Here is a 21,599-nt window from a genome sequence, read left to right on the forward strand (position 1 = left end):
ATACCGGGGCCTGTGCCCCGGTATTCTCACTCTTAAAATCCTAAGACCTCTCCCCCGCACTTCCCTGTTTAGCGTTTCCAGAACCCCCTAAAGTGGCTCCATCTTGCTCGCCCGCCTCTTCTTGGCTCCATGGCCCCTTTGCGGATAGCTTTTCAAGAACTATTTCCTTTTCAATTAGAGTTGGGTGGGAGCCCAAGTCATGCCGTGCAACTTTAACGATTGAGAGACAAAGTAATAGAGCAACTAATAATAGCGGGATGCCTGCAATAATGCTCGCTGCCAATAACGCTTCGAATCCACCCAGTATCATTAAGGCAATCGGCAGTAATGCCAAGGCAAATGCCCAAAAAATTCGGTTCCAGCGAAGAGGCTCTGTGTCTACCTCTTTTTGTACAACTGAGGCGAGGATATGGGAAATGGAATCAAAGGTAATAGCAGTAAAAACCAGTGCAATCAATGTATACACCAGTACAACCCACTGACCTGCAGGCAAAGTCTTCAGTATGGCGAAAATAGTGGCATTGGCTCCCTGATTGTTTAGGAGCTGCACCAGATCAAGCTTTCCAGAAAACTGCAGGTATACCCCATAGTTGCCAAGCACCATATAGAAAAGAAAACAACCGAGGGTCCCAAAAAATATAGAACCAATGATCATCTCTTTTATTGTCCGCCCCCGAGAGATATGGGCGATAAAAAGGCCAACGCTTGGTGCGAAGACTAACCACCAAGCCCAATAGAAAACGGTCCACTGTTGAGGAAAACGAAAGTAGGAAAGTTGCTCAAAATAAGAGAAGGATTCAGTCCAGGTAGCCATTCGCAGGAAGCTGTGTAACATCCGCCCTAATGTCTCCAGCCCATTATTGAGTATAAATAGAGTTGGCCCTGCAATAAGAACAAAGAGCAATAATAATAGGGCAAGCCACATAGTAAAGTTGGAAAAGGTTTTGATCCCACGCTTTAAACCAACAAAAGCGCTGTAACCAAACAATAGAGCGCAGAGTATAAGTACAGCTATTTGCGTCTCAAGTCTAATAGGTAACCCTAACAATTCATGAAACCCCTGGGTGATTAAGGGTGCAGCTATACCCAACCGGGTAGCGACGCCACCCAACATACCGAATACCAAAGAGATATCAATAAGCTTTCCAGTGGCACCCTTGGCCCTGCGCTCACCCAGCACCGGGACAAGAGCCTGGCTAAACTTTAATACCCTACTTCTGCGCACATAGTAAAAGTAAGCGATTGGCAGCGCCGGGATTAGGTAGATGGACCAAGCCAGGGGACCCCAGTGGAATATGCCATAGGCGACTGCCCAGCGGGCCGCTTCCGGTGTATTTGCTTCAACCTGAAATGGCGGTTGCTGATAATAGTAAACCCATTCAACCATTGACCAATATAGAATGGAGGCGCCGATGCCACAGCTTAGCAACATGGCAACCCAAGAAACTGTCGAGAACTCAGGGGATTCCTTCTTGCTTCCAAGCTTGATGCGGCCTATATCACTAAAAGCGATATAAGCCATAAAAAGAATCGACCCTATTCCCAGTAAAAGGTAGAGAATACCAAAACGTTCTGTTACAAACTCCTTTGCCGCCAAAATCCACAGTGCGCCCAAATCTGGAAACAAGATCAACGGCACTGTCGTTATCAGTAACAATAAGATTGCCCCCAAAAAAGTGGGCTTATCAATCAGCTCTCTTGACCCCTTACTCAACGACTATCTCCATTCCGAAGAGCAACAACTTAGGTTTTGGGTGTGGTTAAATTACGCCAATAATGAGAACGACACTTCTAATAACTAATTGGGCGTCAATCATCCACTAGAACGGCACATATCTCCCTGTACGGATATATTTTTAAAAATCAGCCACAATCCAGTATATCTGAACTTATACATGTAATGATCGTGAAGAACGGGCGTCGGAAACGACATGCTATTGGTGCTGAGGTTAGTTAAACATGTCCCACTACATAATTTTTGTTTTGATTGTCTTTGGCCTAATTGCCTGTGGCAAAGACACTTTGAAAGATATCACGGAGCAAGATTTTCAACCAGGGGCTGAAACAGGCATATTTAATGTATCTCAGAGTGAGTGCGAATTAATGATGTATCGAAAAATAATAACAAAGGAATCCCCGATTGGTTGCGAAAGATTAAAAAAAGTAGTTTTTGATTTTTATCCTCTACCGGAGGATTCAGATATTGCTGGCGCACTGAACAGTGAGCATGATTTAAAAAATAAAAACGATACAAATAGACAAAAAGGAGCGATTATAGTTCTTGATGTTGTTGCCGATAATGTTCTCGCTCTATTTGGAGAACTCTATCAACGGCAGTTCCCTATTAAGTCTGCTATCCCAATAGAATACTTCAGTAAAAAGGAGCGAAAAACAGAGGATATGAACAATTCTCTGGCATTTGATTCTCGACCCATTACCGATGGCAGCAAATGGTCTGAACATGCTTATGGGGTTGCGATTGATATTAATCCAATGCAGAACCCTTATCTTTATATTGATAAATCCTCTAAACCAATCTTGATACCAAAAAACACGAAGGAAGGTTACTTAAATCGAGCAAAGTATCGAGCAGGAAAACCAGTGCGTGCCGGGATGTCTGAAGATGTAACCTCTCTATTTGCCATGTATGGTTTTGCCGTTTGGGGCGGAGATTGGGATGTGCCTATTGATTACATGCACTTCCAGGTGGGATCTCGCCAGTTTATCGAACATCTAGTAGCTCTACCTATTGAGCAGGCAAGGCTACTGTTTGAAAATTATACGAGTCAATTGAGGCAGTGCTTTGAGCATGGGAAAAGTATTAGCGATGTTAACTTTCTTAGAAAGTATTGTGTAGACAAGGTAAGTGCAGCTTTTGAGCCGCGCCAGGATAAAGTAAAGGGCACCAGTAATATATAGTGCCCTTCTACTCCCGCTGTCTATACCCCCTAATCATAACCTCTTATAGGTTTCAGCCGTTTGTTATCGTTTATAAACGAGACGGATGACTACCTGGGTCCCCTTCGATATGTGGTTTGTCGTCATGAGATACCCCGTGGGGGGAAGAAGCCGGCAACTCCCAATCCCCATCTTTACTCCAGGGGTCATCCTTAGGGAAGTCTTCAATGTAAATTTCTTTTTCCTCGTAACTGGGTTGGTAGCGTAAATCATAGTGAGCCGCTTTAACGATTGAGATGCATAACAGAAGCGCAACAATCAGAAGTGGGACACCTCCAATAACACTGGCTGTTTGCAAGGTATCCAGCCCACCAAGAAACATCAGTGTTACGGGCATAATGGACAGGGCAAATGCCCAAAAGACCCGATTCCAGCGCACTGGCTCCTCATCTACTTCTTTCTGTACTACTGCAGCAAGAATATAGGAAATAGAATCAAAGGTAGTGGCCGTGAAGATCAGTGCAAGAATGGTATAAACCAATATTACGAACTGACTCGCTGGCAGAGTCTGTAAAACGGCAAATATTGCTGCAGTTGCTCCCTGCTGGTTCAATACCTGCACCACATCCAATTCACCTGAAAACTGTAAGTAGACTCCATAGTTCCCCAGAACCATAAAGAACAAGAAACAGCCGAGAGTGCCAAAGAAAATCGAGCCGACTACCATTGCCTTTATGGTGCGGCCTCGGGATATTCTGGCAATGAACAAGCCTACGCTTGGTGCGAAAACCAGCCACCATGCCCAGTAGAATATGGTCCAATCTTGAGGAAAATGAGTATCAGGAAACTGTTCAAATTGTGCGAAAGGTTCAGTCCAGGAAGCCATATGGAAGATGTTGTCAAGCACCCTGCCCAAAGCATCCAGGCCAGTATTCAACATAAACAGGGTGGGACCAACAAGAAACACGAATACCAGCAATAATACTGAAAGCCACATATTAATGTTGGAGAGGGCTCGAATACCGTTCTTTAGGCCCACAAAAGCACTGTAACCAAAAATAAGTGTACAGATCATAAGCACAATAACCTGTGTACCCAAGTCTCTTGGTACTCCCAGTAGCTCATGTGCGCCTTCAGTAATCAGTGGAGCGGCAATCCCCAATGTAGTGGCTCCTCCTCCCAGCATGCCAAAGATAAATAGCACATCAATTAACTTGCCAATACCCCCCTTCGCGCGTTCTTCACCTAGCACGGGCATTAGTGCTTCACTAATCTTCAGTACACTGTGATTTCTGACATAGTAAAAATAAGCAATCGGCAGAGCGGGAATCAGGTAAATCGCCCAAGCTAATGGCCCCCAGTGAAAAATGCCATAGGCAACGGCCCAGCGCGCAGCCTCAGGTGTTCCACCCTCAATTTGGAAGGGTGGAGTTTGATAGTAGTAAATCCATTCCACCATCGACCAGTAGAGGATTGAAGCTCCAATACCAGAGCAAAACAACATGGATGCCCAGGACACTGTAGAAAACTCCGGATCTTCTTCCGAATTGCCGAGCTTTATCTGGCCTATATCGCTAAATACGATATAAACCATAAAGAGGATGGCCCCTACCCCCAGTAATAGATAAAAGACTCCGAGCTGGTCGGTAACAAAATCCTTTGCGACTTTAACCCATACTGATCCGACTTCAGGGAAAACAATCAGTGGAACTGTAACTAGCAAAAGTAGTGCAAGTGATCCGAAGAATGTTGGCTTGTCGATAATTTCTCTAAAACTCTTAGTCAATGCACTTCTCCGAGCAGTGTACAAAGCCGACAAAATAAAAGTGGGTTCGATCTCCGAAGGGAAATGAAGACAGATGGTAGAGTGGAATAACTTTTATAGAGACGGAATATGATTGGTTAGATATGATTATTATTTCGTCTGCAATTTTAACAGGAAGGCTATTAATTTCAATAACAGGCTGTTTTTAGTGTTCAAAAGCAAAACAATCTGGCCATCAAACAAGGGCTAAAAGATAAGATATAAGACACTAATCTCTGTAGCCTACAGCTTTTATAACCTCTTTATGAGTACATCCTGACTACGCATCATTCCCAAATGGATCAGAATGTATGCAGACTCTGGAATTTAAGTGTAAAGCCTATATGCGCACTCATAGGTATTTTATAGTGAGCTCATATACCCTTCTCACTGAATTGTCCCCTAAGACTGAGGGTATATAAGCCTTTAAAGATCCTTTTTTCTGGAAGCTTCCTTACTGCCATCTTTCTTTACAGAGCTACAAGCCGTCCCCCAATCACCCTCTTCACTCCAGGGGGTATCTTCTGGCGGGTGTTTGATATAGATTTCCTTTTCCTCGTAGCTCGGCTGGTGACGTAAATCGTAATGAGCTGCCTTTACAATCGATACGCAAAGCATTATTGCAACAAGTAGCAACGGAACACCACCGACAATACTTGCTGTTTGTAGGGCCTCCAGCCCACCCAAAAAGAGAAGCGTAATAGGCATCACTGATAATGCAAATGCCCAAAACAAGCGATTCCAGCGAGCAGGCTCATCATTCACTTCCTTTTGAACAACGGCAGCGAGTATATAGGATATAGAATCAAATGTAGTGGCTGTGAAAATTATCGCGAGTAAAGTAAAAACAATAATGACCAAATTACTCATAGGGAGTGTTTGCAAGATGGCGAATATAGTTGCAGTACCCCCCTGTTGGTTGAGAAGCTGTACTACATTCAGTTCACCTGAGAACTGCAGGTAAACCCCATAGTTTCCCAGGGTTAGGAAAAATAAGAAGCAGCCCAGGGTGCCATAAAATATTGCACCAACAACCATAGCTTTTATGGTTCTCCCCCGTGATATGCGAGCAATAAACAATCCAACACTTGGGGCGAACACTAACCACCAGGCCCAATAAAAGATGGTCCAGTCTTGAGAGACATAGGTTTGAGGGAATTCTCTGAATCGACCAAAGGGCTCTGTCCATGTGGCCATATGAAGAATACTGTTAAGCATTTTCCCCAAAGAATCCAATCCCGCATTAAGCATAAATAAAGTAGGGCCAGCAATAAGGATGAAAGCCAATAAAAACATCGCAAGCCACATATTCAGGTTTGATAAAGTCTTAATTCCCCTTTTAAGCCCGGCATACACACTGCAGCCAAATATTGCAGTGCAGAGCATCAGAATAAAAATTTGTGTAGTCAGTCCTGTAGGCGCACCCAATAGTTCGTGTGCACCCTCAGAAATCAAGGGCGCAGCAATTCCTAATGTCGTTGCCCCACCACCTAACATACCAAAAACAAAACAAACATCTATCAACTTGCCAATAGACCCTTTTGCCCGCTGCTCACCTAAAACAGGCATAAGCGCCTCACTTACTTTTAAGACATTGCGGTGCCTTACATAATAAAAATAAGCAATTGGTAGAGCCGGAATCAGGTAAATCGACCAGGCAATAGGACCCCAATGGAATATACCAAAAGCGATTGCCCAGCGGGCAGCCTCCGGAGTAAGCCCTTTTAACTCAAATGGCGGCGTTTGGTAATAATAGATCCACTCCACCATTGACCAGTACAAAATAGATGCCCCAATGCCTGTACAAAAAAGCATGGAGGCCCAGGACAAGGTGCTAAATTCTGGCTCTTCTTCAGGTTTTCCAAGTTTGATTTGACCGATATCACTAAAAATGATGTAGGTCATAAACAGTAATGCACCAACTCCCAGCAACAGATAAAAAACACCCAAGTCATCCGTTACAAAGTTCTTCGCATTCAGAATCCACTTCGCACCCAGTTTTGGATAAATAATGAGCGGAAGGGTAACCATGAGAAGCAAGCCAAGCGCCCCAAAGAAAGTTGGCTTATCGATGATCCGCTGAAAGTTTCCTGCCAATACTTCTCTCCAGGATACTCAAAGAACTGATCAGGCCAATTAAAAGAAACGTGCTTGTCAGCCTGGAGTTAAAATGTGGGGCTAAATCCTTTTGTTTGGGGTAGAGGCAAACTGAGTGGCTTGCTAGCAAGTTTAGCTGCCTACGAATTAGTCAGCCAAGGCGATAAGTTCATTTTAGAGGCAGCTTGGGGCGAGACTGCCTGGACATACTGCCGCAAACAGCTATTTGCGGTCTAACAGATTCAAAGTAAGGGCTGGAAATTTAGTAAAAGCGAGGCTTTTTGCCCTGAATCGCTCAATTAGAGCTTCATCTAGAAGTATAGCCAGCCCAAGACTTGTCTAGGGTTTTAGAGAGTTCTCCAGCTGAGAAAACTGCCCCTGAATCACCGCTTTCTCCTGAATCAGGGTGCGGTTCTCATCGGCGAGTTGTTCGAGGCGATCTTTTGTAGTGGTAAGCTCCAACTCTAATCTGTTGAGGGCACTCTGTTGTAGTTGCACTTCCTTCTGAGCCGAAGAACCTTCACGTTGCAGCTTAGAGATTTGCTCGCGCAAGCTAGCCACCTCTGTCTGCCTGTCTTTCAGCTCACACGCCTGCTCTTCTGCCTGCTCCCTTAGGTTTGCAGCCTCTGTACTAGCCACCCCAACCTGTTCGCTAAGCTGCTGCTTCTCTCGATTGATTTCAGCAATCAGCGCCTGTCCCTGCTTGTAAAGCAACTCCTGCTCGTTGAATCTACGCTCTGAGAGGGTCAGCTGTTCAGTAAGTACTGCGATCTGCCCCTTCAGTTGCTCCGCAGCTGAGCGATACTGGTCTCTCTCATATTGCCGGTCATTGGCAGTACGCTGTTGAAAGTGCTCAAAGTGTTCGCGGACATCCCTATTTTCCTGCTTTATTTCCTCAATCATCACTTTTTGCTCCGCAATACGCTGCAAAGCTTCCTGCTTCTGGTACTCACTTTTTTCCAGGGCAGTCTGGGTCTCTTGTAAGGACTGCTTGAATCTACGCTTTTCCGCCTCGGTCGACGAAAGCCTGTGCTCAAGATCACGAATACTGGCGGCCTGCTGGTTACTAGTGACTCGCAACTCCTCTAACTGTGAAGTGATCTCTTTTTCCTGCACGAGGAACTCCTGCTGAAGCTCCTCTACCTGCTTGCTTGCCGCTTCCTGGATCCTTTGGTGTAGGCCTTTCAGTGCATCCACCAGGTCTCGCGGGAGCCCACTACTATCCGTATTGCTCGCAAATTCACTGCGCCACCTTTTAAGCAGAGGGGCAATAGTGCTTTTGCTGCCGGTTCCCAACTGAGCCCTCACTCGATCAACGGTGGGCTCTTCTCCACGAGCCTTGATGGCCTTGGCGGCCTGAACAATATCCAGATACGTGACCCCAGTGCGTGCCATAAGCTTCACCTTAGATTATTTCGTTACAAATTACATAATACGTAATATTACATTATTTTGTATTTTTTCATACCTGAAAAATGCCGCTGTATAACCTGCGATAATGACTATTATCGCAGGTTATCTTTCTGTAAGATTCCCGTAATAACGTACCTCCAGTACAAACAGGAGGCTTCCCAGCAGTTCGAGCATCATGAAACATCACAAATCTCTTGCCGCCAAAAAGCACCTCGAAAAGAACACTCCCAGTACACTTGGGGGCACTGGTGAATTGTTGACCGATGAGGACATTCAGAAATACCTGAGTGCCGCCACATCCGATAACACCCGCAGGGCTTATCGCTCGGCAATTCGCCAGTTTGAAAAATGGGGAGGGCGGCTACCCACAGATGGCGGCACTCTGGTGCGCTATATCCTCGGCCGCGCTGAGGAGCTTAATCCTCGCACTCTAGACCTTCACCTCACCGCAATCGGGCAATGGCATCAATACCAGGGAATGCTAAACCCCGTCACAGATCCACTGGTTCAGAAAACCATGCGTGGTGTCCGTCGCACTCACGGCAAACCTAAAGAGAAATCAAAAGCGCTCAGCCTGCAGCACATTGCTAGCATGACCCGATATTTACGTACTCAACCCCAGACGAGGAAGAGCGCACGTGATCTGGCTCTTATCCTGGTAGGGTTCTTTGGTGCCTTTCGTCGCAGTGAGCTAGTGGCTATTCAGGTGGAAAACCTGGTATGGGAGGAGGAAGGCGTGATCGTAAAGCTTCCCAAGTCAAAAACAGACCAAAGTGGCGAAGGAATGATGCGCGCCCTGCCCTTTGGTGCTCCTGAGGCTTGCCCTGCAAGAGCTCTGAAAACCTGGCTCAAGGTCAGCGCCATTGAAAGTGGGCCCGTATTTCGAGCGGTGAACCGGTGGGATACGGTGCAAAGCAGGCAGCTAAACCCAGCAACAATTAATGACTTACTAAAAAACTTGGGCGCCTCCTGCGGATTCGATTTTGTTGACGAGTTGAGCAGCCACAGCTTTCGCCGTGGCTTATCGACCTCTGCGGCTCGTGAAAAGATTGGCTTTGAGCTTATCAAGAAGCAAGGTGGCTGGAAGAGCGACGCCACCGTGTGGGAGTATATTGAGGAGGGGCAGCAGTTTAGTGAGAACGCCTCGGCCATCCTAATAAAGAAAATGGCAGAGCTTCTCTAAGCCGCAACCCTCTCCTTGCTAGATTGTTGCTTGGTGATTCTTTGCGTCTTTCGCTCCTTTTCGAAAGACGCGGCTAATTCCCTTTGCTGGGAGGGCCAACACCTATTGCTTCTTATGTGTCGCCTGGAAGACGGACTCCCACTCCTGATCAAATTTTGCTGCTGCTGGTATAGGGCCTGGAGCCCTCTTGAAAGTCAAAATTCCCACATGCGCTTCGTGAACTTGAGCATCAGAAGTCACCTCCTCGGTAAACCCCTGCATTATTCCGCTACTGTCGAGAGTAAAGTCGCCCACGCTTTCATCTGAAACGTCGACAGTCACTATACGGGTGGTATCACCGGAGTTCGAAAAGACAAAGATGCCGACATCCTTATTGGTAGTCGCTCCATTTTTTGTCTCTTCGTGACCGCCCAATTTATGCTTAAAGTCAGCAGGCTTCTTGAAGCTGTCAATGAAGCGGCCACCCCCACCGGTTTTAGTTTTCTTAAGGACTTTGAAAGTTCGACAATAAATATCCTTACCTACATCCAAAGCGTCTTTTTGGCTTTCATATAAAATAAACGACTCCCCATCGACAGCACACCAAGTGCCATCTAAAGTATTTTTCATGTCAGGATTTGCACTCAATGGAGCAGAGTAAAGAGCTGTCAGAATGAAAACGGCCGGTAGGAACCTATAAGTCAGAGGTAGATTCGCCTTCATGGTGCACCTCGGTAAGTCGCTTGTGAACTTTAAGTAAATAAAGTAGCGGATTAACCCAGGTACCTCCTAAAATTTTCAGACTTTTAGTGGATGAGAAGCGCCAATTCAAATTTCAGCTGGCAGGCCTGTAGCCCCCTACCCATTTCGCTCTCATTATCAATCGTTGAAGTTCACCACTGGGATCTATGGCAGCGAGAACAGCAGTCGCGCTAATCTCATGCCTTTAGCCATTGGTTGTTGGAACCAACCGACAGCTTTAATAGCTCCCTGGCTGCTATACCTGTATTCAAATCTCGACACTTGCTCAATAGTTGATGCAAAAGGAGCTCTGAGATGCCTCTCAACAATCAACAAATCAAAGAGTGCGAATCCAGCCACTGGGATTTCTCAGATCTGAAAGCACTGTTCCTAAACTGTACCCTCAAGCCAACGCCAGAACTCTCCCATACCGACGGACTGATTCGTATTTCACGAGAGATTATGGAAAGAAATGGCATATCGGTAAGCCTGCTCAGGCCCGTTGACCATGATATCGCCTTCGGTGTCTATCCAGATATGACCGAGCACGGCTGGGAGAACGATGACTGGCCCAAAATTTATCACCAGGTTAACGAGGCAGATATTCTCGTCATCACAACCCCTATCTGGCTCGGTGAAAAATCCTCTATCTGCACACAAGCCATAGAGCGTCTCTACGCCAACTCGTCAAACCTTAATGATCAGGGGCAGTATGCCTATTATGGAAAAGTCGGCGGCTGCCTGATAACAGGTAACGAAGATGGCGCTAAACACTGTGCAATGAATATCCTTTATTCCCTGCAACACTTGGGTTATGTCATTCCACCACAAGCAGATGCCGCCTGGGTTGGCGAAGCCGGCCCAGGCCCCTCTTACCTCGACCCCGGTTCTGGCGGTCCACAAAATGATTTTACCAACCGGAATACCTCCTTCATGACCTGGAACCTAATGCATATGGCCCGAATGATAAAAGATGCGGGGGGTATACCCGCCCATGGGAACCGGCGCTCTGCTTGGGATGCAGGTTGCAAGCCCGACTTCTCCAATCCCGATTACCGATAACTACGTTCGGAGCAGGCAGTAATGGGGTGAAATGGCCAATCAAGGCTGTAATTTACTCTGCCCATTTACAAAATGGGCCACCTAAAGATACATTGCGCACCTTCCTTCTTATTACAGCCCACTGATGTCGCCTTCAACTGGCCCAGTGCTCTCAATGCACCTACCTAAACAGAGGGGCTTATAAGGCTACAACCTAAGAAACAACCAAAAAAACTGAGGTCTACCACCCCGAATGAATCCCGAGTTACTGGAACAGATTTTCCACAGCAAACTCTTTATTACTCTCTGTGTAGTTGCCGTCATTCTTTTAGTCCGCGGCTTACTGACCCTTGCCATTGCTCGCAGTAACTGGGCAAAAGCCGATAAGCGTCGTAGGATCAACACCGTACACAACATCGGCAACCTGCTATTGGTCATCGGTGTAATTGCTGTTTGGGTGACAGAATTACGAGATTTCGCCCTCTCTATTGCCGCCTTTTCTGTAGCGATTGTCCTCGCTCTGCGTGAGGCCGTGCAGTGCTTGGTGGGTGGCCTATACCAAGCCAATATGCGCTCCTTTACTGTTGGCGATTGGATTAAAGTGGGCGACCAATTTGGCGAGGTTACTGATAGTGACTGGTTAAGCACCACGCTTTTGGAGATTGATCCCCATGGCCTCGGCAATGGTTATACCGGAACCACTCTCTATATTCCCAATAATGCTTTTTTTACTCAGCCGGTAAAGAACCTGAATTTTATGCGCCGTTATATCGAGCACACTTTCTCGATAACCCGTGAGCGCAGTGAGATTAACCCCTTTGAAGCCAAGAAGTTTATTGCCGAACGACTGAAAGAGCACTGCGAATCTTTTCGGGAAGTTGCCGAGCGCTACTGCAAGCTAATTGAGAATCGGATGGGTGTGGAGCTCTCTGGCCCTGACGCAAAAGTAAGTGTGACCACTAATGATCTTGGCCATGATGTCATCACCGCGACCGTATTTTGTCCCCGTGAAGAGGCAACCAATATCGAGCAGCTGGTAACTGAAGATTTTTATGCTTTCTGGTTTGAAAAAACCAAGCAACTAAAAGACAGCGCCTAACGCCTTATCACGTACCAATATGTAAGCTTTCAAGTCGTTGGCGGATTATCTCCGCCAACCGGCGCGCTGCGGGCGATATGTCATCGCGATTAGGAAAAATAAGATACAGAGGCTGCCACCTTTCTTGCCCTCCTTTTAAGGGGAGAGGTTTGAGTGTTCCATTGGCCAGCTCCCCAAGAATCTTATCCTGCGGCAACCAAGAAAACCCATAGCCCCTGCAAGTTGCCCCGATTACCGTTGCCATATTGCTCAGCGTCCATCGCTTGGCAACTTCAACTGTTAGGGTTTCACTATCGCTTTGGGGGTTTGAATCTCTAACGATCAGGTGCCGATGACTGCGCAGATCCTTCAGGGTTAGTTCGCGTTCCCGTTGATGTAATGGGTGACTGGGGTGGGCCACTGGGATAATGCGTGCTGGTGCTGGCAGTAACTCGCCATTGAAACCGGGAGGAATTCTCGGATCAATCGCAAAGTCCACCTTTCCCTCGGTAAGGGCATCGAGGGCACCGCTAATCACCACTTCGTAAACCTCTACACGGGTATGTGGGCTCTCTTGGCCAAATACCTCCAGGCAATCTAGCAATAGCCAAGTTGGAAACAGCACTTCCACAGAAATTGACACCAGCGACCCCCAACCCACAGAAGCACGCCGGGCAGCCATTTCCATTGCCGAAGCATCTTCCAGTAATTGTTTGGCATGGCGATATAACATTTGCCCAGCAGCCGTAAGTGCCGCTTTGCGACCAGTGATTGTAAATGCCTTTACATCGAGGATGGATTCTAGCTTTTGTACCGCATAGCTCACGGAAGACTGACTCTTGTGTAGGAGTTCCGACGCCTGTACATACCCTCCCCCTTCAACAACCGCAACTAAACAACGCCATTGCTCCAGGGTGATCTTTGGGCTTAAAGCCGGGTTCGCTAACTGATCAGTCATATATCGAATTTTTAGATGGATTTGAGCAAGATTTTCATATTTTTAATCTAATTAATCAATGCTTCAATAGTGCTCAAGTTAAATGATTCATAAGGAACCCGTCATGACAAAGTTGCTCAATATCCAATCCAGCATGTTTCAAGCCGGTGGCCAGACCTCCCAGTTGGCGGCAAAGTATATTGAGCGCTGGAAGGCGAATAATCCGGAGGGCGAAGTTGTTCAGCGTGATCTGGCAGCAGATCCGGTACCGCATTTATCCTTGGATCGCTTGCAGGCCTTCAATACCCCGGCTGATCAGCGCACTCCAGATCAGCAGGCGATTGTCGATTTTTCAGACAAACTGATCGAAGAGATCTCTTCAGCAGATGCCTTGGTCCTCGGCGTACCTATGTACAACTTTACAATCCCCTCTACCCTGCACACCTATTTTGACCATATCGCCCGAGCCGGCATCACCTTCCGCTACACGGCAAATGGGCCAGAAGGGTTACTGAAAAATAAAAAAGCGATCATCTTTGTTGCTCGGGGGGGCTACTACGGTGACAACCATGCACAGAGCACATTTTTGCGGCAGTTCCTCGGTTTTGTGGGCATCACTGATGTTGAGTTTGTTTACTCCGAAGGGCTTGCCACTGGTGAAGAGGCAAAAGAGAAAGCCACCACTGCGGCAAATGAACGTATTGCTGAACTTGCTTAAACGAAGAATATTCCTGAATTAAAAAAGCCAGGCTCTATTCTCAAGCCTGGCTTTTACAGCGTAATTTCTGCGGAGTGGCCTTGCTGTGCGCCAATGCCAGCAATTCTTTACATGGACCTTACTGGCAGGCTAGCTATCCACAAGAAACCTGTAATGGAAACTCAAGCGGGCGGTATCTACTTCACAAATACAAACTTGTCTTCACTCAAGACCCGTTCACCATCAAAACGATAAGCAACCAGTTTGCCGTTACCCGCCACGGAATAATCGAGACAAGCAACTTTCTCGGTTAGAGGTGCTGGCACACCTTTAAGCCAATAGTGACCGATAAAGCAGGGCTTATCTGCTTTAGGGTAATAAGGAATACCCCTAGGCACAGGCAAGCTAGCGGCGGAACCGATATCAACACCACGCGGTAACGCTATCTCCCCCAGCGCTTTTGCAGAAGCGTTCCACCATTGAACGCGGACGGCAGAGCGGCGATTACCATCCTTATCCAGAAAACTCACTCCTTGAGGCAGTTCAATTTCACACCCTTTGAGCAAAGTTTCCACCGCTTTGAAGGCATCACTGCCCGGGGAGCTAGCTTGCAGCAAAAGCTCAGACGTTAACCTGCCGCTATCGGTTCTCGATACTAAAAAATTAACTTTCTCTTCGTCCCAGCAAGCGTGTACCGCACGCAGAGGGCCAAGATCAAGCCACAGAGGCAATGACCTGAAGAAATCCAATACCTGAGATTTTTCTGGATCGTTATCCGGGTACTCATTCAAAAAAGCCTGGTGCTGTTTTGTATTTTTATCGGTATGTGGGCGCAGGGGCTTGCCATTGACTTCGGTATGATAAGCCAGGGCATTAAACTCGTGATTACCCATAATCGCTTTGGCATGACCATTTTTGACCATACGCATGACTATCTTCAGGAGCTTACGGTGCTCTATCAGGTGCTCACCGCGGTCGATAAAGTCTCCAAGAAAGATGACTTTGCGTTCTGGGTGCGCAAAACCGCTGCTTGTTTCCCGATAACCCAGTACATCGAGCAGCTCAATCAATGCGCTGGCGTGGCCATGGATATCGCCAATAATGTCGTATTTGCAGTGTTCCATCCTGCTCCTGCCTCTAAAATACAAGAAAGCTTCAGTATCAAAATCCCGCTTTTTTTGTATCAAGGATTACTTTGTCCATTTTATGAAATTAACGCATTTCTCGGAAGCTGGGCATGGGGCGAAGAAAATAGCCGAAGCTACTGCCAACCTGGGAATTACTGAGTTCACTTACATTTAAGGTGTGCTCTATCAAAGAGCGAATACAAAAAAGCCAGGCCGGGAAATGCGGCCTGGCTTTTCTCTGGCTTGAGACTTACAAAGCTTCCGCAGCTTCTGTCTTTTTACTGGCAAGAACTTGATCCTGCCCAGTATCAGTACTGCTAGCTTTACGCCCAAACAGTCTCTGCACCACTACAAAGAACAGCGGTATAAAGAAGATTCCCAGCAGAGTGCCCACAACCATTCCCCCCAGTACCCCGGTTCCAATTGCCCGTTGTGCGCCGGAACCTGCACCAGTGGCTATCGCCAGAGGAAGAACCCCCAAGCCAAAAGCCAAAGAGGTCATCAAAATTGGGCGCAGCCGATCACGGACTGCGCGCATGGTCGCCTGCACAAGCTCCATACCATTCTCTAAGTTTTGCTTGGCAAACTCGACAATCAGAATGGCGTTCTTACTGGTCAAGCCGACAGTGGTCAGCATAGCCACCTGGAAGTAGATATCCCTCTCCATGCCGCGCAAACTGTTGGCAAGCACGGCACCGAGAATACCGAGCGGTGCCATCAACAATACGGCAGTAGGTACTGTCCAACTCTCATAGAGAGCCGCGAGACACAAGAATACAATCAGTAATGACAGGGTATAGAGCAGTGGTGTTTGTGCACCGGCGGCGCGCTCCTGATAGGAAAGACCGCTCCATTCAATGCCAACCCCCGCCGGCAATTGCGCTACCAAGCTCTCCACTTCTGCCATGGCCTCACCAGAACTGACCCCCGCTGCTGCCTGGCCATTGATCTGCATGGAGGGCACACCGTTGTAGCGCTCCAGGCGAGGAGATCCGTACTCCCAAGAAAAACTGGCAAAGGAAGATAGAGGTACCATATCGCCTTTATCATTGCGCACAGACCAAAGCTGGAAGTCTTCCGGCACCATGCGATATGGCGCATCCGCCTGCATATAAACCCGCTTCACCCGGCCGCGATCGATAAAATCATCGATATAGGAGCCACCCCAAGCGGTACTCAGCGCGCTGTTAATATCGGCAATAGACAAGCCGAGGGCCGCAGCTTTGGCGTTGTCGATTTTCACCCGAAACTGCGGCGTGTCCTCCTGGCCATTGGGGCGTACGTTAGAGAGTAATTTACTCTGCCCGGCCATTCCCAAGAATTGGTTGCGGGCAGCGGTCAGCGCTTCGTGTCCCAGGTTGCCGTTATCTTTTAAGTAAAAGTTAAAGCCACCAGAAGAACCCAACTCTGGTAGAGGCGGCGGCGCAAAGGCAAAAGCCATGGCATCTTTAATTTGCATCAGCGCGCCCATAGCACGCATGGCTACTGCTCCAGTACTTTGCGACTCTTCTTCCCGCTCAGACCAGTCTTCCATATTCACAAAGGCGATACCGGTATTCTGGCCACTACCGGCAAAGCTAAAGCCCTGCACCGAAAATACGGACTTCACAGTGCCCTGCTCATTATCCAGGAATTGATCTTCCACTTTGCGGATGGATTCCATGGTGCGCTCCTGGGTCGCACCCACGGGTGCCTGCACCATAGAGAAGAGCACGCCCTGGTCTTCATCCGGCAGGAAGGAGCTGGGCAAACGCAGGAATAAAAAGGCCATCACAGCGGAAAGGGCCACAAACAACAGCATAAAGCGGCCGCTACGTTTTAGGATGCCCTGCACTCCGCCCTGGTAGCGCTGACTACCGCGCTCAAAGTTGCGATTGAACCAACCGAAGAAGCCTTTCTCGCCGTGGCTTTCCCCTTTTGAAAGTGGTTTCAGCAAGGTGGCACATAGTGCGGGGGTCAGGATAATCGCCACTAATACGGACAAGGCCATGGCAGCAACAATAGTTGCTGAGAACTGCCGGTAGATTACGCCAGTGGCGCCATCCATAAATGCCATTGGCACAAACACCGCCGACAGCACGACACCAATTCCGATCAATGCCGGGGTAATCTGATGCATGGATTTTTTAGTGGCTTCCTTTGGCGATAAGCCCTCTTCGCGCATCACCCGTTCTACGTTTTCCACCACCACAATAGCGTCATCCACTAGCAGGCCGATGGCCAATACCATAGCGAACATGGTGAGCATATTGACCGAGAAGCCCAGTGCTGCGAGTACGGCAAAGGTACCCAACAGCACCACCGGTACTGCGATTGTAGGGATCAGGGTTGCACGGAAATTCTGCAGGAACAGATACATCACCAGGAAGACCAGCACAATTGCTTCAATCAATGTGCTGATCACACCCTTAATGGAGACCTCGACAAAGGGCGTGGTATCAAATGGTACGACCGAAGTAAGCCCCCGAGGGAAGAAAGGCTCCAGCTCTTTAAGCTTCGCTTTCACGCCTTCGGCCGTTTCCAGTGCGTTGGCACCGGTGGCCAGGTTAATGGCGATACCGGTAGCCGGCTGACGATTGTAGCGGGAGATAAATTCATAATTCTCTGCCCCCAACTCAACGCGGGCGACATCGCCAAGCCGTAGTATGGAGCCATCATCATTGGCTCGTACCACGATTTCCCGGAACTGTTGCGGGGTTTGCAGGCGCTCCTGGGAGGTAATAGAGGCATTGAGTTGCTGCCCTGGCACCGCCGGTGCGCCACCAAGGCTGCCCACTGTGACCTGGGCATTTTGGGCCCGTACCGCTGCGGCTACATCATTCGGCGTTAAATCGTAGGTCGTCAGTTTATTGGGATCGAGCCAGATACGCATTGCATATTTGGAGCCGAATACCTGCACATTACCAACACCTGGCACCCGGCTAACCGGGTCCACAATCGCTGAGTTGATGTAATCAGCAATGTCGTTGCGGTTCATACTGCCGTCTTCGGAGACAAAACCTGCAACCATCAAGAAGCCACCACGGGACTTACTGACATTGACCCCTTGTAACTGCACCTCTTGGGGCAGCAGCGGCATTGCCAGCTGTACCTTATTTTGGACTTGCACCTGTGCGGTATCCGGGTCGGTACCATTCTCAAACGTAAGGGAGACAGACACACCACCGTTGGATTGACTGACAGCAGACATATAGAGAAGGCCATCGAGACCTTTCATATTCCGCTCCAGAATCTGCGTCACCGAATCTTCTACCACTTTGGCGGAGGCGCCAGGGTAACTGGCCTCAATATTAATAGAGGGCGGTGCGATATTCGGATAGCGCTCCACCGCCAACTTGCTGATAGACAATGCACCTGCCAGCATGGTGATAATTGCCAGAACCCAGGCAAAGATGGGCCGGTTGATAAAAAAGCTTGCCATAACCCCTACCCTCAGGAACCCTGCTCAGTAGCAGCGTTGCCGTCACCAGCTGCTGGTGCCTGTTTATCCTCACGTTCACTAGGCTGCACCGGCGCGCCGGGGCGAATTTTCTGTAATCCAGCCACTACGACACGGTCACCGGGCTCCAGTCCCTCTTCTACCAACCAACGGTTACCAACTGTGCGACTGACCCGAACAGAGCGTTGGGCAACAATATTCTCTTCATTGACCACCATTGCCGAAGTATTGCCTTTTGGGTCCCTTGCAATACCTTGTTGAGGCACCAGAATGGCTTTTTCCCGTACTCCGCTACCCACTATCGCGCGCACGTACATGCCTGGCAGCAGCATATTGTCTGGATTGGGGACAACGACTCGCAGCAACACACTTCCGGTAGAGGGATCGACACTGGCTTCGGCAAACTCGAGCTTGCCTTGATGTTCAAACTCACTGCCATCTTCCAGCAAAATCTTGACTGGCAGATTTGTGGCATCTGCCAATGTACCCGCCTGAAGAGCCCGACGCAGGCTGACCAGCTCTGCTGCGGACTGGGTAACATCCACATAGATGGGGTCCAATTGTTGTACAGTGGCCAAAGTTGCGGCCTGATTGGCCGCTACCAAGGCACCCTGAGTGACACTGGATTTACCAATACGGCCAGTAATCGGCGAGGTAATCTGAGCGTAGTCCAGCTGGATCTCGGCTCGGTGTAACTCCGCCCTGGCAGCTGCAACAGTGGCGCGGGCTTCCTGTAAGTCTGCCTCCGCGACATCATTCTCCTGCTTGCTGACAGCGCCACTCTTAACAAGGCCTGCGGTGCGCTCGGCCTTAAGGCGGGCGATATTCATTGCCGCATTTGCACCCTGTAATTTAGCGCGCGCACTATCCACATCCGCTTGGTAAATGGCGTCATCCAGCTGATAAAGTGGCTGATTTGCATCGACACGCCCACCTTCACGGAACAATTGCTGTTTTATGATGCCATTTACCTGTGGACGAACTTCCGCCACCTTGAAAGGTGAAGTGCGACCAGGCAGCTCTCTGGTAAGCGTAACCGGCTCGGATTCCAGCGTAACCACAGTCACCTGTGGCGCGGGCATCGGTGGCGCAGCGGTTCTTTCATCACAAGCGGCAAGCAATGCACTAGTGATCAAAAGACTGATAAACGCTTTTTTATTGAGCATGGTTACCTCGATCAGGGCTGACGGCCTGGATACTGCGGTCAGTTCGGGAGAAAAAGAGATGGTGACAGGAAGGTCAAACTCCAGTGGCCACGCATTTTATGTGTAGTGATGAAATCCGATCAACTATTCATCAGCGCATGAATATCGACTAACATGCACTTTTACCCAGTGTTTTCAAGGGTTTGCACTAAAGTCTCATTTGTTTTCATGCGGCGAACAGCCGTGAATATGCGGTCAAATGAGGCGATTACGATAATGAAGAAGCTGCATTGCCCATGGCTAAATATAGAGAAGAACAAATACTTAACACCCGAGAGCGTATCTTAGACGCCGCGATTCGTGTTTTTCACGAATCTGGCGTCACCCACGCCTCCCTAACGGCAGTCGCAGAGCTTGCCGGAGTCACTCGTGATTCCCTGCATAGCCATTTCCGCGACAGAGTTGGCCTACTCAACGCTCTAACCGAGCGCATGCGCCTGCCCGGTGAAGACCTCTGCGCGGCGGCCGGTGATGAGTTGAAGAGAGACCCTCTAGGCACCCTGCGTACCCGCTGGATATGGCTATTCGATGAGATTGCCTGTAATGATGAATGGCAGCGCTTACTGGAGATTATCTTCCTGCCATGTGACCCAATCAGTGAAGTATGCGAGTCCACTCACCGTATTAAGCAAGGCCGCACAGAGCGGCTGGAGCGAATGGGAGAATTGTTGGAGATTGCACTATCAGTCGGTCAATTACCTGCTGACTTGGATTTGAAACTGGCCCAACAAATGCTTCACGGAGGCCTTTTTGGTGTTCTGGAAGACTGGCTTCTTTCTCCTCGCTTTGTAGACCTTGGCGACTTAGGCGAACATTATTTTGATGCTCTCCTAGATATGATTCGCTTCTCCCCAGAACTGCGTCTAAACAGGCAGCAAGCACGAACTTTGCACTGAGCAGTGTATTGAGCAAATTCGAATTTTCTTCCTATTGGGGCAAGTCAACTAACTGTTGCTTGCCCCTAGAAGACAATCAGCCGAGTTTACTTTTCGAATCTACTAATTGTGCACCGCTCGCATCTCTTACTGCATAATTAAAGCCTGGGTGAATACAGTGAGCACCGTAATTACCGGCTTTATCTAAAGCCAGGAAACCCACCTGAAACTTCTTATAGTCCCCCAGCTTGCGCGCAATACGCTCCACCGCCTCACGACAGGCTTCCTCCGGTGTGTAGCCATGACGCATCAGCTCCACTACTTGATGGCAACCGACAGTCTTGATCATTAGCTCGCCCATACCCGTTGCAGTAGCCGCACCCACTTCATTGTCGACATAGAGTCCGGCGCCGATAATCGGTGAGTCCCCTACCCGCCCATGCATCTTGAAAGCCGCGCCACTGGTGGTGCAGGCACCTGAGAGGTTGCCGTCCTGGTCCACGGCTAAGATGCCGATAGTATCGTGGTTTTCTATATTGATTACCGGCTGGTAACGGGACTCGCGCTTCCACTCACGCCAGGCGGCTTCAGCTTTTGGAGTTAACAGGTTCTCAATGTCAAACCCCTGTTCAACTGCAAAACGTTGTGCGCCCTCGCCGACCAAAATTACATGTGGAGTTTCCTCCATCACCTTTCGCGCAACCGAGATGGGATGCTTGATACCCTGTAAAAAAGCCACTGAACCACAATTTTGCTTGTCATCCATAATGCAGGCATCAAGGGTCACTACACCATCGCGATCGGGAAAACCGCCATAGCCAACACTGGTTACCTGCGGATCAGCTTCCGGCACCCGAGCACCTGCCTCTACGGCATCCAAAGCCCTGCCACCTTCGCTGAGAACCTGCCAAGCTGCCTCATTGGCTGGGCCCCCATGGTTCCAGGTTGATATGACTATGGGCTTTTTTCCCTTCTTCGTATAACGCCTTGCCATAGCTGCCGCTGAAGGTGTTGCCATGGCGCCAGCAGTGCCCAGGAAGGAATATTTCAGGAATTTTCTTTTGCTGATCACAATGATTTGTCTC

Annotated in this window: 16 protein-coding genes; 6 read left to right on the top strand and 10 right to left on the bottom strand. The window is 48.6% G+C overall.

Annotation, left to right across the window (positions count from 1 at the left end):
• Positions 1-40 precede the first annotated feature (40 nt).
• A complete protein-coding gene (locus tag ACJJIO_RS20205; protein WP_444909620.1) occupies positions 41-1,714 on the bottom strand; it encodes a BCCT family transporter in 1,674 nt (557 codons plus the stop codon).
• Positions 1,715-1,959: 245 nt separating this feature from the next.
• Here ACJJIO_RS20205 and ACJJIO_RS20210 point away from each other — a divergent pair, with 245 nt between their 5' ends.
• On the top strand, positions 1,960-2,919 hold the full coding sequence (locus ACJJIO_RS20210; protein ID WP_444909621.1) for a M15 family metallopeptidase: 960 nt from the start codon (positions 1,960-1,962) through the stop codon (positions 2,917-2,919).
• A gap of 70 nt (positions 2,920-2,989) precedes the next feature.
• Here the strand turns inward: ACJJIO_RS20210 and ACJJIO_RS20215 are convergent, their stop codons facing one another.
• From ACJJIO_RS20215 to ACJJIO_RS20225, 3 genes are all read right to left on the bottom strand, one after another.
• Positions 2,990-4,684, bottom strand: coding sequence for a BCCT family transporter (locus ACJJIO_RS20215; RefSeq protein ID WP_444909622.1), 1,695 nt, complete (start codon positions 4,682-4,684; stop codon positions 2,990-2,992).
• Between the two features lie 444 nt (positions 4,685-5,128).
• Entirely contained in the window at positions 5,129-6,799 is a 1,671-nt protein-coding gene (locus ACJJIO_RS20220) for a BCCT family transporter (RefSeq protein WP_444909623.1), read from the bottom strand.
• A gap of 339 nt (positions 6,800-7,138) precedes the next feature.
• Positions 7,139-8,194 (bottom strand): DNA-binding protein, encoded by a 1,056-nt coding sequence (locus tag ACJJIO_RS20225; RefSeq protein WP_444909624.1) that lies wholly within the window; start codon positions 8,192-8,194, stop codon positions 7,139-7,141.
• 193 nt (positions 8,195-8,387) lie between these two features.
• Here ACJJIO_RS20225 and ACJJIO_RS20230 point away from each other — a divergent pair, with 193 nt between their 5' ends.
• Positions 8,388-9,395 (top strand): site-specific integrase, encoded by a 1,008-nt coding sequence (locus ACJJIO_RS20230; protein WP_444909625.1) that lies wholly within the window; start codon positions 8,388-8,390, stop codon positions 9,393-9,395.
• Positions 9,396-9,497: 102 nt separating this feature from the next.
• On the opposite strand, the gene ACJJIO_RS20235 is transcribed toward ACJJIO_RS20230, so the two are convergent.
• Positions 9,498-10,004, bottom strand: a complete 507-nt coding sequence (locus ACJJIO_RS20235) for a hypothetical protein (protein ID WP_444909626.1) — start codon at positions 10,002-10,004, stop codon at positions 9,498-9,500.
• 426 nt (positions 10,005-10,430) lie between these two features.
• Between ACJJIO_RS20235 and ACJJIO_RS20240 the strand changes: the two genes are divergently transcribed.
• Together ACJJIO_RS20240 and ACJJIO_RS20245 are read left to right on the top strand one after the other, a co-directional pair.
• Complete coding sequence (locus ACJJIO_RS20240; RefSeq protein WP_444900792.1) at positions 10,431-11,177, top strand: flavodoxin family protein; 747 nt, start codon at positions 10,431-10,433, stop codon at positions 11,175-11,177.
• A 232-nt stretch (positions 11,178-11,409) separates the two neighbouring features.
• Positions 11,410-12,255, top strand: coding sequence for a mechanosensitive ion channel family protein (locus tag ACJJIO_RS20245; RefSeq protein ID WP_252085888.1), 846 nt, complete (start codon positions 11,410-11,412; stop codon positions 12,253-12,255).
• 7 nt (positions 12,256-12,262) lie between these two features.
• Here ACJJIO_RS20245 and ACJJIO_RS20250 read toward each other — a convergent pair whose 3' ends face one another.
• Positions 12,263-13,192, bottom strand: a complete 930-nt coding sequence (locus tag ACJJIO_RS20250) for a LysR family transcriptional regulator (protein ID WP_444909627.1) — start codon at positions 13,190-13,192, stop codon at positions 12,263-12,265.
• 103 nt (positions 13,193-13,295) lie between these two features.
• On the opposite strand from ACJJIO_RS20250, the gene ACJJIO_RS20255 reads away from it, so the two are divergent.
• Complete coding sequence (locus ACJJIO_RS20255) at positions 13,296-13,889, top strand: FMN-dependent NADH-azoreductase (RefSeq protein ID WP_444909628.1); 594 nt, start codon at positions 13,296-13,298, stop codon at positions 13,887-13,889.
• 176 nt (positions 13,890-14,065) lie between these two features.
• Here the strand turns inward: ACJJIO_RS20255 and ACJJIO_RS20260 are convergent, their stop codons facing one another.
• From ACJJIO_RS20260 to ACJJIO_RS20270, 3 genes are all read right to left on the bottom strand, one after another.
• Positions 14,066-14,992 (bottom strand): metallophosphoesterase, encoded by a 927-nt coding sequence (locus tag ACJJIO_RS20260; RefSeq protein ID WP_444909629.1) that lies wholly within the window; start codon positions 14,990-14,992, stop codon positions 14,066-14,068.
• Between the two features lie 253 nt (positions 14,993-15,245).
• Positions 15,246-18,416, bottom strand: coding sequence for an efflux RND transporter permease subunit (locus ACJJIO_RS20265; protein WP_444909630.1), 3,171 nt, complete (start codon positions 18,414-18,416; stop codon positions 15,246-15,248).
• An 11-nt stretch (positions 18,417-18,427) separates the two neighbouring features.
• Positions 18,428-19,600 carry an efflux RND transporter periplasmic adaptor subunit gene (locus ACJJIO_RS20270; protein ID WP_444909631.1) on the bottom strand — a complete coding sequence of 391 codons (1,173 nt, stop codon included), beginning with the start codon at positions 19,598-19,600 and terminating at the stop codon, positions 18,428-18,430.
• Between the two features lie 275 nt (positions 19,601-19,875).
• Between ACJJIO_RS20270 and ACJJIO_RS20275 the strand changes: the two genes are divergently transcribed.
• A complete protein-coding gene (locus tag ACJJIO_RS20275; RefSeq protein WP_444884944.1) occupies positions 19,876-20,535 on the top strand; it encodes a TetR family transcriptional regulator in 660 nt (219 codons plus the stop codon).
• A gap of 76 nt (positions 20,536-20,611) precedes the next feature.
• On the opposite strand, the gene ACJJIO_RS20280 is transcribed toward ACJJIO_RS20275, so the two are convergent.
• Entirely contained in the window at positions 20,612-21,586 is a 975-nt protein-coding gene (locus ACJJIO_RS20280; RefSeq protein WP_444909632.1) for an isoaspartyl peptidase/L-asparaginase family protein, read from the bottom strand.
• Between the last annotated feature and the right edge of the window lie 13 nt (positions 21,587-21,599).

The organism is Microbulbifer mixtoriginis (SeqCode), from assembly GCF_052467235.1.